This window comes from Candidatus Allofournierella excrementigallinarum, assembly GCF_944388085.1.
In the GTDB taxonomy this organism is placed as follows: Bacteria; Bacillota; Clostridia; order Oscillospirales; family Ruminococcaceae; genus Allofournierella_A; species Allofournierella_A excrementigallinarum.
In genome coordinates, this window is record NZ_CALXHK010000030.1 from 1 (window position 1) to 16,374 (window position 16,374).

14 protein-coding genes are annotated in these 16,374 nt (G+C 65.1%); 4 read left to right on the top strand and 10 right to left on the bottom strand.

What is annotated here, in order from left to right:
* Positions 1-1,081 (bottom strand): IMP dehydrogenase (locus ACH2AT_RS06975; protein ID WP_394964660.1); only part of this gene is annotated, 1,081 nt, incomplete at its 3' end.
* Between the two features lie 446 nt (positions 1,082-1,527).
* Positions 1,528-2,262: an acyl-[acyl-carrier-protein] thioesterase gene (locus tag ACH2AT_RS06980; protein ID WP_394964662.1), complete on the bottom strand. Its 735-nt coding sequence runs from the start codon at positions 2,260-2,262 to the stop codon at positions 1,528-1,530.
* Between the two features lie 177 nt (positions 2,263-2,439).
* Between ACH2AT_RS06980 and ACH2AT_RS06985 the strand changes: the two genes are divergently transcribed.
* Entirely contained in the window at positions 2,440-5,547 is a 3,108-nt protein-coding gene (locus ACH2AT_RS06985; RefSeq protein ID WP_394964664.1) for a M56 family metallopeptidase, read from the top strand.
* Positions 5,544-5,933, top strand: a complete 390-nt coding sequence (locus ACH2AT_RS06990) for a BlaI/MecI/CopY family transcriptional regulator (protein ID WP_394964666.1) — start codon at positions 5,544-5,546, stop codon at positions 5,931-5,933. The genes ACH2AT_RS06985 and ACH2AT_RS06990 overlap by 4 nt, the downstream gene beginning before the upstream one ends.
* 158 nt (positions 5,934-6,091) lie before the next feature.
* Here ACH2AT_RS06990 and ACH2AT_RS06995 read toward each other — a convergent pair whose 3' ends face one another.
* From ACH2AT_RS06995 to ACH2AT_RS07030, 8 genes are all read right to left on the bottom strand, one after another.
* Positions 6,092-7,333, bottom strand: a complete 1,242-nt coding sequence (locus ACH2AT_RS06995) for a PotD/PotF family extracellular solute-binding protein (protein WP_394964668.1) — start codon at positions 7,331-7,333, stop codon at positions 6,092-6,094.
* 87 nt (positions 7,334-7,420) lie between these two features.
* On the bottom strand, positions 7,421-8,257 hold the full coding sequence (locus ACH2AT_RS07000; protein WP_394964670.1) for an ABC transporter permease: 837 nt from the start codon (positions 8,255-8,257) through the stop codon (positions 7,421-7,423).
* Positions 8,258-9,073 (bottom strand): ABC transporter permease, encoded by an 816-nt coding sequence (locus ACH2AT_RS07005; protein ID WP_394964672.1) that lies wholly within the window; start codon positions 9,071-9,073, stop codon positions 8,258-8,260. It lies immediately after the preceding gene.
* Between the two features lie 3 nt (positions 9,074-9,076).
* Complete coding sequence (gene potA, locus ACH2AT_RS07010; protein ID WP_394964674.1) at positions 9,077-10,117, bottom strand: spermidine/putrescine ABC transporter ATP-binding protein; 1,041 nt, start codon at positions 10,115-10,117, stop codon at positions 9,077-9,079.
* A 351-nt stretch (positions 10,118-10,468) separates the two neighbouring features.
* Entirely contained in the window at positions 10,469-11,791 is a 1,323-nt protein-coding gene (larC, locus tag ACH2AT_RS07015; protein ID WP_394964676.1) for a nickel pincer cofactor biosynthesis protein LarC, read from the bottom strand.
* A gap of 4 nt (positions 11,792-11,795) precedes the next feature.
* Positions 11,796-12,557, bottom strand: a complete 762-nt coding sequence (gene larB, locus ACH2AT_RS07020) for a nickel pincer cofactor biosynthesis protein LarB (RefSeq protein WP_394964678.1) — start codon at positions 12,555-12,557, stop codon at positions 11,796-11,798.
* Positions 12,558-12,560: 3 nt separating this feature from the next.
* On the bottom strand, positions 12,561-13,310 hold the full coding sequence (gene larE, locus ACH2AT_RS07025; protein ID WP_394964680.1) for an ATP-dependent sacrificial sulfur transferase LarE: 750 nt from the start codon (positions 13,308-13,310) through the stop codon (positions 12,561-12,563).
* A 178-nt stretch (positions 13,311-13,488) separates the two neighbouring features.
* Positions 13,489-13,869: a PH domain-containing protein gene (locus ACH2AT_RS07030; RefSeq protein WP_394964682.1), complete on the bottom strand. Its 381-nt coding sequence runs from the start codon at positions 13,867-13,869 to the stop codon at positions 13,489-13,491.
* A 144-nt stretch (positions 13,870-14,013) separates the two neighbouring features.
* On the opposite strand from ACH2AT_RS07030, the gene ACH2AT_RS07035 reads away from it, so the two are divergent.
* Both ACH2AT_RS07035 and ACH2AT_RS07040 read left to right on the top strand, forming a co-directional pair.
* On the top strand, positions 14,014-15,315 hold the full coding sequence (locus tag ACH2AT_RS07035; protein WP_394964684.1) for a galactokinase: 1,302 nt from the start codon (positions 14,014-14,016) through the stop codon (positions 15,313-15,315).
* A 21-nt stretch (positions 15,316-15,336) separates the two neighbouring features.
* A complete protein-coding gene (locus ACH2AT_RS07040; RefSeq protein WP_394964686.1) occupies positions 15,337-16,365 on the top strand; it encodes an aldose epimerase family protein in 1,029 nt (342 codons plus the stop codon).
* Positions 16,366-16,374: the final 9 nt, after the last annotated feature.

Below are 16,374 nucleotides of genomic sequence, written 5' to 3' on the forward strand. Positions count from 1 at the left end.
CGCCGTCCGAGCAGATGGGGATGTAGATGCCGGTCTCCTGGAAGTACTCGTCGCGGGCCTTGGCCACCTCGATGACAGCGGTGGCCTGGCCGCGGCCGATGCCCTTGGTCTCGCGGGTGATGCAGATGGAACCGCCGCCGATGCCGATCTTCACGAAGTCGGCGCCGGCCTCGGCCAGGAAACGGAAGCCGTCCTTGTCCACCACGTTGCCCGCGCCCACCTTGACCTTGTCGCCGTAATGGGCCCGGATCCAGTCGATGGTGCGGCTCTGCCACTCGGTAAAGCCCTCGGAGGAGTCGATGCACAGCACGTCCACGCCGGCCTCCACCAGGGCAGGCACCCGCTCGGCGTAGTCGCGGGTGTTGATGCCCGCGCCCACAACATAGCTCTTGCCGGCGTCCAGCAGCTCGTTGACGTTCTCCTTGTGGCTGTCGTAGTCCTTGCGGAAAACCATGTACTTCAGGCAGCCGTTCTCATCCACCAGAGGCAGAGAGTTGATCTTGTTGTCCCAGATGATGTCGTTGGCCTCTTTCAGGGTGGTGGTGTCGGGGGCGATGACCAGTTTGTCCAGCGGGGTCATGAAGTCCGCCACCTTCTCGGTGAGGGCCATGCGGCTGATGCGGTAGTCGCGGCTGGCCACGATGCCCAGCAGCTTGCCGTGGGCGGTGCCGTCCTCGGTGACGGCCACGGTGGAGTGGCCGGTCTTTTCCTTCAGGGCCAGCACGTCCGCCAGGGTGGCGGAGGGCTTGAGGTTGGAATCGCTGGTGACAAAGCCCTTCTTGTAGCTCTTCACCCTGCGCACCATCTCCGCCTCGCTCTCGATGCTCTGGGAGCCGTAGATGAAGGACACGCCGCCCTGCTTGGCCAGGGCGATGGCCAGATCCGGCCCGGAGACCGACTGCATGATGGCGCTGATCATGGGAATGTTCATGGTCAGGGGGCAGTCCTCCTGGCCCTTGCGGAATTTCACCAGCGGGGTCTTAAGGCTCACCGCGTCGGGCACACACTCGGACGAGGAATACCCGGGCACCAGAAGGTATTCGCCAAAGGTACGGCTGGGCTGATCGAAATAGTAGGCCATAACGCATCTCCTTTTATATCGTTCGTTTTTCCCGTTCTGGGGTCGATTTTAAAAAGTGTACCACATTCGCGCACAAAATGCAAAATGCGGCTGCCACAAACTTTGCGCCGCCGTTTGCCCCAATCTGGGCATAACGACAAAACCCCGCCGAGAAGTACGACTACCCGCCCCGCGGGGACAAACAAAACCCCCGCCGGAGGGACGGCGGGGGCTTTGCCACAGGACTTTCGGAACGCCCGTTGCACCCGTTTTTAGGACCGGACCGGCAGATCCGGCAGGAGGAGAAGAAAACGGCGGACGCTCCGCAACACATGAAAAAGGCTGTTGCTTTCTTGCACCTTCATTGTAACTTTTTTGAAACCTTTTGTCAACACCTTTCGGTGAAAAAATTTCAAAATAATTACAAATCGGTTTGCAAAAGCCTTTCTCCTCCCCTTACGGGGCCTTTATTCCACGGCCAGCACCGCTTCGAAGCAGGGGCGGCCGTCCTCCCGCTGGCCCGCCACATACCATCCGCCGCTCTCGGTCCTGCCGCGCACCAGCGACGCGCTCTGGCCCGCGGGCAGCTCGTTGTGGTAATTGATGACAAGGCTTTTCACCGCGCCGGTCCTGAACACCTCCAGCGGCAGGGCGTCGGCGGCGGCGTCGGCGTAGCGGGTGTTGTTCATGTGGCCGTTGGTGTCGCACCGGCTGTAGGTGGCCGTCACCCGCCCCGCGGGGGCCGTCTCGTCGGGCTTGCGGATGGTCACGTCCAGCGTGAAGGGCACCTCATCCTTAAAATCCCCGATCTCAAAGGCCTGGGGCGGGCGGCGCAGGATGCGGCGGGTGCCGGTGTCCACCAGCACCCAGCGGCTGTCCAGCAGGGCCACCCGTCCGCCCTGTTCGTCCCGGGCTTCGGTGACGCGTCTGAACACCGCCCGTTTGCACTGCTCCGGCATGGTGACAAGAGTCAGCACCTCGCCGCCCCGGGGCATGCGGTCCACCTGCAGCGCCAGCTTCGCCAGCAGGAACACCGCGTGGTTCTCCCGGTAAAAATCGTCGTTCATGCCGATGGAATCGCACTGGTCGGTGGAGATCTGCTGGGCCATGCGCAGAAACGCCCCCGGCGTGAGCCGGTGGTTCATGTCGCAGTCGCAGTCCATCACGCGGAACTTCTCGGTGTAAAATTGGGTCTCAGCCATGGGGCCAACGCCTTCCTTTCAGGCAAATGCCGCCCGGGCCGGGCGGCACGTTTCAGCGGTTTAGGGGGTATTATACCATATTTTCAAAAAAGCCTCAAGCGGGGTTGACTTCTTTCTTTGACATGTGTAGAATATCAATAGACCTACTACACTTGTCAAATGTTTGGAGGTGTTCCCATGCGCACCCTGTTCCTGGACTATTTTGCCCAAAGCCTTGTGCTGGGTCTGGCGGTGCTGGCGCTGCTGGCCGCCGCGCCGCTGCTTCAAAAGCGCTACAGCGCCCGCTGGTTTTGCCGGGCCTGGCTGGCGCTGGCCGTGCTGTTGGTGCTTCCCCTGCGGGTGCTTCTGCCTCAGTCCGCCCCTGCACCGGTGATCCTCACCCCACCCCCGGCGCTGCTGGCCGCCGAAGGGCCCGGCGAAGCGCCCGAGCCCCAGGCGGCGGTCCCCGGCCCCGGCACGGAACACCTGACCGCTCCGGATATTTCCTCCGGCCAGGCCGCCGCGCCCGCGCCGGACCAGAGCGCCGGGCAGCCGGTCACCCCTCCCGAAACAGACTACGCCGCCCCGGAAATGCCCGCTCCTTCTTCCGATGGCGAGGTCACCGTGACCGTCCCCCCCTCGCCGCTGGCGGCCTTTGCCCCGCTGGACTGGCTGGCTCTGCTCTGTCTGGCGGGGGCGCTGGGGGTCGCCGGCTGGCAGTGGTTCGCTTATTTTGTCTGGCGGCGCAAAACGATGCGCCGCGCCCTGCCGGCGGATGAAAGCTGGCAAACCGCGCTAAACGAGGCTCTTGCCCGCCAGCCGCTGGCAAAGCGGCCCCGGCTGCTGGCCAGCCCCGACGTGACCGGCGCGATGGCGGCGGGCTTTTTGCGCCCGGTGCTGCTGGTGCCGGAAAGCGCGCAGCCCGGAGCCGACGGGGCCTATCTGCTGGCCCACGAGCTGGCCCATCTGCGCCGCCGCGACCTGGCCCGCAAAGCGCTGTTCAGCCTTGTGCTGGCGCTGCACTGGTATAACCCCGCCGCCTGGCTGCTGGCAAAACGGGCCGGGCGGGACATGGAGACCGCCTGCGACGAGGCAGCCCTCGCCGTGCTGGGCACAGAGCATCGGGCGGCCTACTGCGACGCGCTGCTCCACGCGGTGGGCCATGGCCGCGCCCCGGCGCTGACCACCTGCTTTTCCCTGACCAAAAGGGACGTGAAGGCCCGCTTTGCCCGCCTGTGGGACACTTCCCCCAAGCGGCGGGGCGCGGCGGCACTGGCGGTGTTCTGCCTGGCCGCCGCCCTGGCGGGAGCCCTGGTGGCATGCAGCACCACGCCGGCGGAAAGCGGTGAGCCGGACGACGGGCCGCCCCCCTCCTCCAGCCCCGCGCCGGACTATTCCTCCGATGAAGAGGTCTGGCCGGTGGTGTGCTACACCTCCAACAACGCGTTCAACGCCGACCCGGCCGGCGGCGGCGTGCTGCCGGCGGAGAACTTCCCCGAAGAATTCGCGGAATATGACCTCTTCCACGGCGCGGGCTACGTCTCCCCCGACCTGCAGCGGGCGGGCGTCGCCCAGCCGGCCGGCGGGGACGCCCCCGGGGAGCTGACCCTGTGGAACACCGCCGACGGGGGCGAGAGCTGGACGTCCGCCACTTTGGACTGCTCCGCCTGGCTGGAGGACATCGCCCCCGCCTACAACTGGGGCGATCAGAGCTATGTGGACGTGACGGGCGTGCCCGTTCAGGTGCGGGCAAAGCACTACCAGTTCGTGAACGAGAACATCGGCTTTGTGGTGATCTATGCCGCCTGGGAGGGCGACGAGGCGGCCGGCCGCCCGGCCGCCTGCTCCGACGGGTTCGCGGTGCTTCGCACCACCGACGGCGGCGAAAGCTGGCAGCGCACCGGCAACATCCGCTGCGCCGACGCGGGCAACGGCAGCTCCTTTTCCCTTTCGGTCAGTTCCCCCTTCGCCTTTTTGAACGAGAACGTGGGCTTCTTGTGCGCCCACGGCCCGGGATACAGCCCGGAGGGCCAGTTCGACCTGCTTCGCACGGTGGACGGCGGCGCCAGCTGGCAGCAGCTGGACCTGAGCGAGGTGGCCGCCACCCTGCCCGGCGCCCCCTGGAGCTACCCGCATGTCTGCGGCCCGCTGGGATACTCCACAAGGTATCTGCCCCAGGAGGACCTGATCACCAGCGCCGACGAGGGCTTCGCGGCCTTTTCCGGCTGGGGCGACGCCGGCGACACCATGGCGGACAGGGTGGTGTTCTACACCCGGGACTTTGGCGAGAGCTGGCAGTGGATGTACCGCTATGGGGACGAGATGCGCGCCCAGTACACCGAGTCCCTCATCAGATCCTACGCTTCGGAAGAAGAGGTCTGGCCGGTGGCCTACTATAACAGCATGGGCCAGGAGATCCTGCCCGATGAAGCAAAGGTCAATGCCGTCGTGAAAGCGGGCTACATTTCTCCCGACGGCCTGTATGCGGGCATGGTGCCCATCCCCTACGAGCGGGCCGACCCTGCAAGCCTGACCCTCTGGAACACCGCGGACGGCGGCGAAAGCTGGGCCACCGCCACCCTGGACTGCTCCGCCTGGCTGGAGGAAGTGGCCGAGGCGAACAACTGGGCCTCGCTGGAAGCGGACGGCATAGCGGACGGCAGCGCGTGGGTGATGCCCAGCGCCTACCAGTTTGTGAACCCCAGCACCGGCTTTCTGGTCTATTACGGCGGCTGGGACTATGGCCCCGCCCACAACCGCCACACCGCCCATGCCCCCGGCTTTGTGGTGCTGCGCACCACCGACGGGGGCGAAAGCTGGCAGCAGATGTACAGCGGCGATTGCAGCGACTTCGTGGGCGGCACCGGCGAGGGGCTTTTCCTCCACACCTGCCAGCCCTTCCTGTTCCTGAACAAAAATGTGGGCTTTCTGTGCGCCCACGGCGGCGATTACGGCGAAAACGGCCAGTTCAACCTGCTGCGCACCTTGAACGGCGGCCAGACCTGGCAGCTGCTGGACCTGAGCGAAGCGGCCGCCACCCTGCCCGGCGCCCCCTGGCAGAAGTGCCATATCTGCGGCGCGCTGGGGCTGGGCGCCCAAAGCACCCTTTGGGACCCGGGCCTCTTCGACGACGCCCAGCCCGGCTTTGCGGCCTTTGTGGGCTGGGGCGACGCCGGGGACGCCGCGGCGGACAAGGTGGTATTCTACACCCGGGACTGGGGTGAAAGCTGGCAGTGGATGTACCGCTACAACGACGAGATACGCGCCCCGGCCAGCAGCGCGTCTGAGGAGGTGAACGGGCAATGAGTGAAAAGGAGATAAAGCGCCTGCCGGACGCAGAACTGGAAATCATGAAGGAGCTGTGGGCCGCCCCCGGCCCCCTGACGAGGGCCCAGCTGGAGGAACGCCTTGCCCGCCGGCGCTGGGCCAGCACCACCCTGCTGGCGCTGCTGGGCCGGCTGGAAGCCAAGGGCTGTGTCTCCCGCGAAAAGCAGGGCAAAGGCTATCTTTACGCCGCCGCCCTGGCCCGGGAGGACTATCTGCCGGTGGAAAGCCGCTCGGCGCTGGAACGGATGTTCGGCGGCAGCGCCAAAAACCTCATCGCCGCCATGGCCCAGACGAAAGACCTCTCCAAGGAGGACATCGACGAGCTGGCGGCCTATCTGGAAGAATTGAAACAGGGCGGGCGCTGACGGGCGGCGGCCCACAGCCGGGCGGCGCGGGTCTTTCCCCGTTGCGGCGTGCCCGCGCGCACCAAAACCCTCGGCCCCTCCCCGCCTCCCAAAACACGCAAAAGCGCCCCCGCGGCCAGGCCGCAGGGGCGCTTAAATTGTTTTGGAAAAGCCGCGGTTTAGTAATCCTCGCGCTGCTTTTTGCGGTTGCGGCTCCAGAACAGCAGCACAACGACCGCCACGGCCACCACCAGCCCCACGGGGATCAGCCAGCTGCTGCCGCCCTCGCTGTAGCTCTTCATGTCGCTCCAGGCTTTGTCCATGGCGGCGTTGATCTCGTCGGGCAGCACGGTGAACACCTCGGTGTTGGCCAGCACTTCCGCGCTGGGATAAGCCACCTCGCTGTATTTCAGGTCGTCGGGCAGCTGCTCCCACACCTCGGTGATGGGGGTGGAGTAGCCGATGTAATCGCAGTTGGCCACGCCCACGCTGGTCTCACACATGTAGTTGATGAACATCTCGGCGGCTTCCTTGTTCTTGCTGCCGGCAGGGATGCACATGGCGTCCACGAAGTAGTTGGTGCCCTCCTCGGGGATGGCAAAGCCCAGGTCGGGGTTCTCGTCCATCATCACCAGCGCGTCGCCGGCATAGTAGGGGGCCAGCGCGGCCTCGCCGCCCTCCATCTTGTCGAAGATCTCGTCCATCACGTAGGCCTGCACCAGGCTTTTCTGGGCCTTCAGCTCCTCGGCGATGGTGTTCACTTCCTCCACGGTGGTGGGGTTCATGCTCATGCCCAGGCGCTTGGCGGCAATGGCGAAGGCGTCGCGGCTGTTGTTGAACATCAGGATGGAGTTCTCGTACTTCTCATCCCACATGGCATCCCAGCTGGTGGGCGCCTCGTCCACCATGGTCTTGTTGTAGACAAGGCCCACAACGCCCCAGGTGTAGGGCACGCTGTACTCGTCGTTCGGGTCGTAGTCCAGGCCCTTGTACTGCTCGCCGATCTTGGCCATGTTGGGGATGTTGCTGAAGTCCAGCTTTTCCAGCATGCCCTCGTTGATCATCTTGCCGATCATGTAATCGCTGGGGATGATCACGTCATAATCCGCGCCGCCGCTCTTGAGCTTGGCATACAGGCTCTCGTTGGTGTCGTAGGTGGTGTAGTTCACCTCGATGCCGGTGAGCTCGGTGAATGCCGACAGAATATCCACGCTCTCGTCGCTGCCGTCGGAGATGTACAGGCCCCAGTTGTAGACGTTCAGGGTGATGTCCTGGTCGGCAAGGCGGGTCCAGTCGTAATCGGCGCTGACGGAGATATCGTCGTTGACCACGATCATCTCTTCGCCCGCCGCGGCGGCGGGCAGGGCCATGGCGCCCGCGCACAGCAGTGCGGCGAGCAGGGTGCAGAACAGTTTTTTCATTGCTTTCCTCCGTTCGCGGCCGCTTTGGGCCGCTTATGATTTGCCCGGCGGCCCCGCAGAGCCGCCCATCGGGCATTTTTTATATTATCAGGCCTTCCGGGCTTCGCGCCGTTCGTCCAGATAATTGTAGAAAAGGATGATGGCCAGGATCACCAGGAACATCACCGTGGAAAGGGCGTTGATCTCCGGGCTGACCTTTTTGCGGGTCATGCTGTAGATCACGATGGGCAGCGTCTGGGTGGTGCCGCTGGTGAAGTAGGAGATCAAAAAGTCGTCGATGGAGTAGGTCAGGCAGATGAGGAAGGCGGAGAGGATGGCCGGGGCCAGCTCCGGCAGCACCACCTTGAAAAATGCCTGCTTGGGGTTGCAGCCCAGGTCCAGCGCCGCCTCGTAGACCCGCGCGTCCAGCTGGCGGAGCTTGGGCGAGACGTTGAAGATGACATAGGGCAGGCAGAAGGAGATGTGGGCGATGAGCAGGGTGGGCAGGCCGAAGATGTTTTCCGGCAGCGCCCAGCCCAGGTTCTGGTTGGCCCAGGCGATGCCGTCCTTGGCCACCACGAACAGCAGCATCAGCGAAACGCCGGTGATGATCTCGGGGTTGACCACGGGCATGTAGCTGATGTTGTTGATGACCGCCTGGCTGCGCTTGCCCATGGCGTTGATGCCGATGGCCGCGGCGGTGCCCACCACGGTGGCCACCACCGCGGCGATAAGCGCCACCACAAGGCTCAGGCCCAAAGCGCTCAGGATCATCTCGTTGTGGAACAGGCTCTTGTACCACTTGAAGGTGAAGCCGGTGAAGATGGTGCGGCTCTTGCTCTCGTTGAAGCTGAACACCGCCATCACGGCGATGGGCACATACATGAAGGAAAACAGCAAAACGAGATACACCCGCTGCAACGCGCGAAGATGAGACTGTCTCATTTACATGACCCCCTCCACACCGTCTTTGTTGCCGCTGGTGTTGGTCAGGCTCATGCACAAAAGCACGATGACCATCAGCACCAGGCTCATGGCGCTGCCCAGGTTGTAGTTGTAGCTGTTGCCCAAAAACTGCAATTCGATCAGGTCGCCCACCAGCATGGTGTCGCCGCCGCCCAGCATGCGGCTGATGATGAAGGTGGAAACGCTGGGCACGAACACCATGGTGATGCCGGTGGCGATGCCGGGCATGGCCAGGGGGATGAGCACCCGGCCCAGCACCCGGAAGATGTCTGCGCCCAGGTCCTGGGCGGCCTCGATGATGCTGGAATCGATCTTCACCATGGCGGTGTAGAGCGGCAGGATCATATAGGGCAGGTAGTTGTAGACCATGCCCAGCACCACGGCCCCCTGGGTGTTGATCATCTCAAAGGGCCCGATGCCGAACAGGCCCAAAAAGCGGTTGATGAGGCCGTTGTTTTCCAGAAGGCTCATCCAGGCGTAGGTGCGCAGCAAAAAGTTCATCCACATGGGCAGGATGACCAGCATCTGCATCATCCGCTGGCTGGAAACAGGCAGCCGGCTGAGCCAGTAGCCCACCGGGAAGGCCAGCACCAGGCAGATCACCGTGGCAACGGCGGCCAAAAGAAGGCTGCGCACGAACACGGTGGTGTAGTCGCCCAGGGCGGTGATGTTCTCCAGCGTAAAGGCGCCGCTTTTGGTGGTGAAGGCAAAGTACACCACGATCAAAAGCGGCACGGCGATGAACACGGTCATCCAGACGAGATAGGGAAAGGCGAGGCTCTTGTTTTTCAGCATGGCTCATTCCTCCATGCGGGCCATGATGTGGATCTCGTCCGGCCCGATGCGCATGCCGATCAGTTCACCGGGGGCGCTGGCCTGGGTGGAGTGGATGATCCACTCGTAGCCGGCCTGCTCCACATGCATCTCGAAGTGCACCCCCTTGAAGATGAGGTCCTTCACGATGCCGGTGAGCTGGCCCTGGATGGCGGGCACCACCTGCACGTCCTCGGGGCGCACCACCACCTGCACCGGCTGGTTGCGCTCGAAGCCCTTGTCCACACAGGTGAACTGGCTGCCGGCAAACTCCACCTGGAAGTCCCGCAGCATGATGCCGTCCAGGATGTTGCTCTCGCCGATGAAGTCGGCCACAAAGGCGTTCTTCGGCTCGTTGTAGATGTCCTCCGGGCTGCCGATCTGCTGGATGTCGCCGTCGTTCATCACCACCACGGTGTCGCTCATGGTCAGGGCTTCCTCCTGGTCGTGGGTGACGTAGATGAAGGTGATGTCCATGGCCTGCTGCAGGCGTTTCAGCTCCAGCTGCATCTCCTTGCGCAGCTTCAGGTCCAAAGCGCCCAGAGGCTCGTCCAGCAGAAGCACCTTCGGGTGGTTCACCAGGCCCCGGGCAATGGCCACCCGCTGCTGCTGGCCGCCGGAAAGGCGGTCGGTGTGGCGGCGCTCGAAGCCCTTGAGGCCCACCACCTCCAGCATTTCCAGCACCCGGCTGCGGATCTCTTTTTCCGGCAGCTTCTGCAGCCGCAGGCCGAAGGCCACGTTTTCGAACACGTTCAGGTGCGGGAACAGGGCATACTTCTGGAACACCGTGTTCACCTGGCGCTTGTAGGGCGGCAGGCCGGTGATGTCCTTGCCATTAAAAAAAACATTGCCCGACTTCGGCTGAACGAATCCACCGATGACCCGGAGGGTGGTGGTCTTGCCGCAGCCCGAGGGCCCCAGGAAGGTCACAAACTCCTTGTCGTGGATGTCCAGCGACAGGCCGGTCAGCACCGGCTCGCCGTCAAAGTCGACAACAATGTTTTTCAGCGATACGATCTCATTCATTTCATGCATCCCCCTTTGCGGAACTCTCCCGGGGCGGACGGCCCGCGGGTCAGCGCCAATTATATCGCCCCGCAAAAGGTTTGTTACACCGCCTGTGGGCCTTAAAAACGTTAGAGCCTCCTTGCCACGGCAGCTACAGCGATACATACAGCGCCAATGTGTTTGACGGGTGTTTTCCCGCCTTAGATGCAACACACGATTGTTATTATACAGTGCCGCCCCCCTATGTCAATAGGTTTGTGCAAATTCTTTTGAAAAATGCCGGAATATATCCCAATGGGGCGTTATATTCCGGCATTTTTTCGGATTATTTTAGAAAAATCTTGCGAATGCTTTAAAAAACGCTGTCTCTCACCGTTTTTCAAAAGCGCGCCGCGCCGCCTCCAGCACCGTTTCCAAAGGCACGCCGGCGGCCGCCGCGGCGGCCGCCGCCTGATCGAATTCCGCCTTGGCCTTGCCGGGCATGCCGGGCGCGAATTTCACGTCCACCGCGCCGTAGGGGGTCTCCACCCGGCGGCATTCCCGGGGCTGGACGATGCGCTCCATCGCGCAGCGGCGCACCCCCCAGCTGGTGGTGTGGGCCAGCATCAGGCCGGAGAGCCGCTCTGCGTCGGCGGGCCGGCACAGGCAGCACAGCTTCACCGCCGGGCGGTTCTTCTTCATCTGGATGGCCTCGGTGTAAACGTCCAGCGCGCCGGCGGCCAGCAGCACCCCGGCGGCGTAGGCAACGGCCTCGCCTGTCATGTCGTCCAGGTTGCAGGCAAGCTCCACCACCTGATCGGTCTCACCGCAGCCCTCCGTCTCGCCCAGGAAGGCGCGCACCACATTGGCGGCGGCAAACTCCTTATTGCCGGCACCCACGCCCACAGCCTTCACCGTCATGGCGGGCATCGGCCCAAAAGAAGTGGCAAAGGCGCGCAGCAGCGCCGCCCCGGTGGGGGTGCACAGTTCCGCCTGCACCTCGCCGCCGTAACAGGGGATGTCCCGCATCAGCCAGGCGGTGGCGGGGGCGGGCACCGGCAGCACGCCGTGGGCGCACTTCACCTGGCCGCCGCCCAGGTTCACCGGGCTGGCCGCCACCCGGTCCGCGCCGAGCCATTCCATCAAAAGGCACACCGCCGTCACATCGGCCACGGCATCCAGCGCGCCCACTTCATGGAAGTGCACCAGCTCCACCGGCTGGCCGTGGGCGTGGGCCTCGGCGGCGGCGATGAGCCCATAGACCTCCATGGCCTTCGCCTTCACCGTCTCCGGCACCGGCAGCCCCTCCACGATGGCCCGCACGTCCGCAAGGCTGGCGTGGTGGTGGCTGTGTTCGTGGCCATGTTCATGCTCATGAGGATGCTCGTGGTCATGGCCATGGTCATGCTCGTGGGGATGTTCGTGCCCGTGCTCATGCTCATGGCCGTGGTCGTGCCCATGCAGATGAGGCGCGTCCGCCCCGCCGCAGGGCACGTCGTGGCTGTGCTCCTCCACGCCGTGGGCCAGCACGGTCACATGCAGGCCCCGCACGCCGCATTTTTCGGCGGGCTCTGCCCGCATCTGAACGCCGGGGATGGCGTTCATCACCTTCAGAAACTCCTGCCGCCGCTCCTCTGGCAGCAGGTCCAGCAAGGCGGCGGTGAGCATGTCCCCCGCCGCGCCCATGTTGCATTCCAGATACAGCGTTTTCATGCCGTCAGTCCTCCTTCGCCATGTGGTTGATCATGCTGGCCAGATACCCCGCGCCAAAGCCGTTGTCGATGTTCACCACGCTCACCCCGCTGGCGCAGGAGTTGAGCATCGAGAGCAGCGCGGAAAGGCCGCCGAAGTTGGCCCCGTAGCCCACGCTGGTGGGCACGGCGATCACCGGGCAGTCCACAAGGCCGCCCACCACGCTGGCCAGCGCCCCTTCCATGCCCGCCACGGCGATGACCACCCTGGCCTGCATCAGCACGTCCAGCTTTGCCAGCAGCCGGTGCAGCCCGGCCACCCCCACGTCGTAGACCCGTTCCACCCGGTTGCCCATGGCCTCGGCGGTGCGGGCGGCCTCCTCGCAGACGGCCATGTCGCTGGTGCCGCCGCTGACCACAGCGATAAGCCCCTTGGGGTCAGGGATGGGGGCCGGGCCGGCAAGGCCAAAGCGGGAGAGGGGGTCATAGTCCAGCGGGATGCCCTCCCCCTTCACCTTCTCGGCCGCCTCGGCGCTCATGCGGGTGACGATGATGTTCTTCGCCCCCCGCCCGGCCATCGCCCGCAAAATGCCCGCGATCTGGTCCGGGGTCTTGCCCGCCCCGTAAACCACCTCCTGGGCCCCCTGGCGCAGGCCCCGGTGATGGTCCACCTTGGCGTAGCCCAGGTCTTCGAAGGGCTGCATCTTCATCTGAAGCAGGGCCTGCCGGGGGGTGGTCCTGCCCGAGCGCACCTGTTCCAGCAGCTCCAGCATCTCCTGCTGTTCCATCTTTCACTCCTCCTTCCGGGGCGCAAGGTCCAAAAGCACCCCGTCAAACCAGGGCGCAAGCGCCCCGGTGATCTCTTTGTGGCGGCGCGCCGCCTCCTCCAGCTGGCCGGCGGGCAGCTGCAAACGGCCCAGCCGCCCCAGCACCCGCACCCTCAGGTCCGAAAAGCCCATGGCCATCAGAGCGCCTTCCGCCTGTTCCACCCGCCGCAGGGCATCGCTGTCCAGCGCCGTGCCGGTGGGCACCCGGGTGGCAAGGCAGGCGTAGGCGGGCTTTTGGGCGGTGAAGAGGCCCAGTTCCCGGCTCATGCGCCGCACCTGGGCCTTGGTCACCCCGCACAGGCGCAGGGGGCTTTTCACCCCCAGTTCCGCCAGCGCCCGCATGCCGGGCCGGTCCGCCGCGTCGTCGCTGGCGTTGGTGCCGTCCCACACCTCGGAAAAGCCGTCCGCCCCGGCGGCGCTCACCAGCGCCGAGAAGATCATCCTCTTGCAATAATAACAGCGCTGCGGCCCGTTGGCCCGCACCTGTTCGTCCTCCAGGGGGCTGGCCTCCAGCACCCGCAGTTCCACCCCCAGCTGGGCGCACAGGCGCTTTGCGTCCTCCAGCTCAAAGCCGGGCTGAAAGGCGCTGTGCACGAAATAGGGCTGCACCCGGCAGCCCGCCTTCACCGCCGCCGCCAGCAGCAGGGCGGAATCGGCGCCGCCGGAAAAGGCCAGCGCCGCGGCTTTGCCCCGCAGAAATTCTTCCAGTTCCATCCCCACACCTCAAATCATCAAAAAATGCCGCGAAAGCGCCGCCCTTCGCCTTGCGGCGGGGCAGCTGTGCCTTCGTGGCATTCTCATCGCTGTTTTTAAAAATGCGCCGCCGCGCCTTCCTGGCGCGGGCTTATCGGGTCTTATTGTAGCACAAAGGCCGCCGGGTGTAAAGCAAGGCTCACAGCATGTCCTCGCCGTCGTCCTCGTCGGTCATAAACTCACGGCTGCTCACCCGTTTGGCCATCCGCTCGGCTTCCACCAGGCCGGACAGCTTCTCCTTCACGGCGGAGGAGTCGGGGATCCACTTGATGTCGAACTCGGGGGTGGATTTGTCCGCCGAGCAGCAGTGGATGGTGCCCAGGCCGAACATGCGCTGGGCCAGCGAGCGGCGCAGGGTCACGTCCATGATGCGGTAAAGGCGCACTTCCTCTTCCTTCGTGTTCAGGATGCCGGTCTGGATGAGCAGTTTTTCCTTGGTCAGAACATATTTCGTAAAAGTCCAGGGCAGGCCGAAAATGATGCGCTTGCGGTCCTGCCAAACGACGCCGGGGCGGTCCATAGAGTCTCCTCCCTTTCACTATTCTGTACTTTATTATACCGTTCCTGTCTTTTCTTGACAAGAACCCCCCGCCGCCCCTGTACGCCGCCTTTCTTTCATGGTATAATGGTGCCGACAAAACGCCCGTGAAAGGGGTCTTATGCAATGAGAAACGCACAGCAGCTTTTAGCCGGCCTTTCCGCCGGCCGGTGGGACGCCGCCTTTGCCAGCCTCTATGGCTGCGCGGGCCGCTCCGCCGCCGACTGCCGCGCCCGCTATGCCCGCCTGGTGGAAGGCTTCACCGCCGCCTTCGGCGGCGGCGAGCGGGAGTTCGCCTTCTACTCCGCGCCGGGCCGCACCGAGCTGGGCGGCAACCACACCGACCACCAGCACGGCCGTGTGCTGGCCGCCAGCGTGGACCTGGACGTCATCGCCCTGGCCGCCCCCAACGGCACCGATACGGTGCGGGTGCTCAGCGAAGGCTTCAAGATGGACGTGGTGGACCTGGCCCGGCTGGCCCCCGTGGAGGAAGAGGCCAACCACTCCGCCTCCCTCATCCGGGGCGTGTGCGCCGCCTTTGCCGAAAAGGGCTGGCCGGTGCGGGGCTTCGACGCCTACACCACCTCCGCGGTGCTCAAGGGCAGCGGCCTGTCCAGCTCCGCCGCCTTTGAGGTGCTCATCGGCAACATCGCGAACCACCTGTTCGCCGGCGGCGCCGAGACCCCCGTCACCATCGCCCAGATCGGCCAGTACGCCGAGAACGTCTTCTTCGGCAAGCCCTCGGGCCTTTTGGACCAGATGGCCAGCTCCGTGGGCGGCGTGGTGGCCATGGACTTTGCCGACCCCGCCGCGCCGGTGGTGCGGCCCCTTTCGCTGGACCTTGCGGGCCAGGGCTATGCCCTGTGCATCGTGGACACCGGCGCCGACCACGCCGACCTCACCGGCGAGTACGCCGCCATCCCCGCCGAGATGAAGGCGGTGGCCGCCGCATTGGGCGGCCAGGTGCTGCGGGACGTGCCCAAAGAGGCTTTCTACAAGGCCCTGCCCGCCCTGCGCAAAAAGCTGGGCGACCGGGCGCTGCTGCGGGCCTTCCACTTCTATGCCGACGACGAGCGGGCCGCTTTGCAGGCCGAGGCGCTGGCGGCGGGCGAATTCGGCCGCTATCTGCGGCTGGTGACCGAGAGCGGCCAGTCCAGCTTTGATTACCTGCAAAACGTGTTCTGCCGCACAAAGCCCGCCGAAGAGCAGCCGGTGGCGCTGGCCCTGGCGCTGGCGGGCACCCTGCTGGCCGGGCGGGGCGCTTACCGGGTGCACGGCGGCGGCTTCGCCGGCACCATCCAGGCCTATGTGCCGCTGGGCTTCGTGCCCGCCTTCAAGGCCGGCATGGAGGCCCTGCTGGGCGAGGGGATGTGCCATGTGGTCTCCATCCGCCCGGTGGGCGGCGTCCATCTGGCAGAAAGCGACTGAACGAAAGGGAGGGCTTTATCCATGTCTGTCACGAAAGAACTGTTCCTCACCCTGCCGAACGGCGCCCCCGTCCACCGCTACACCTTGGAAAAAGGCGGCGTCTCCTTCTCGGTGCTGGACCGGGGTTCCACCCTGCAGCGGGTGGCGGTGCCCGGCCCGGGGGGCAGGCCGGTGGAGGTGCTGCTGAACTACGCCGACCCCACCGCCTATCTTGACTGCCCGGACTATCTGGGCGTTTTTGTGGGGCGGGTGGCCAACCGCATCGCCAAGGGGCATTTCGCGCTGGACGGCAAGGACTACCAGCTGGCCTGCAACAACGGCGAAAACCACCTGCACGGCGGCGTGGACGGCTTCAACAGGCGGGTGTTCCGCCTTGTGCGGGCGGAGGGCGACCTGCTGGAACTGGCCCTCACCAGCCCCGACGGCGACCAGGGCTACCCCGGCAGGCTGGAGCTGACGGTGCGCTGGAAGCTGCTGGAAGACGGTTTCTCTCTGGAATGGGAAGCCGGGGCGGACAAGGCCACCCCCGCCGCCTTCACCTGCCACGCCTACTGGGACCTGGCGGGCAGGGACGCGGGCCCCGAGGCCGTGATGGACCACCGGCTGCGCCTGTTTGCCAGCCGTTATACCCCGGTGGATGAGACCCTCATCCCCACCGGCGAACTGGCGGCGGTGGAGGGCACCCCCTTCGACTTCACCACGCCCCGCGCCATCGGCGAGCGCATCGGGCAGCGCTGCCCGCAGCTGGCCATCGCCGGCGGCTACGACCACAACTTCGCGCTGGACGCCGCCCCCGCCCCCGGCGGCCTGCGCCCGCTGGCCGAGGTGACGAGCCCCGCCACCGGCATTACCATGACGATGGAGACCACCCTGCCCGGCGTGCAGTTCTACTCCGGCAACTTCATGCAGGGCCACGAAAAGCGCAGCGGCTTCTGCCTGGAGCCCCAGACCTTCCCCGACGCGGTGAACCAGCCCGCCTTCGGCCAGGACGTCATCCTGCGCCCCGGCCAGGTCCGCCGCGACGCCATCCTCTGGCATTTCAGCCTGTAAACAACGAAA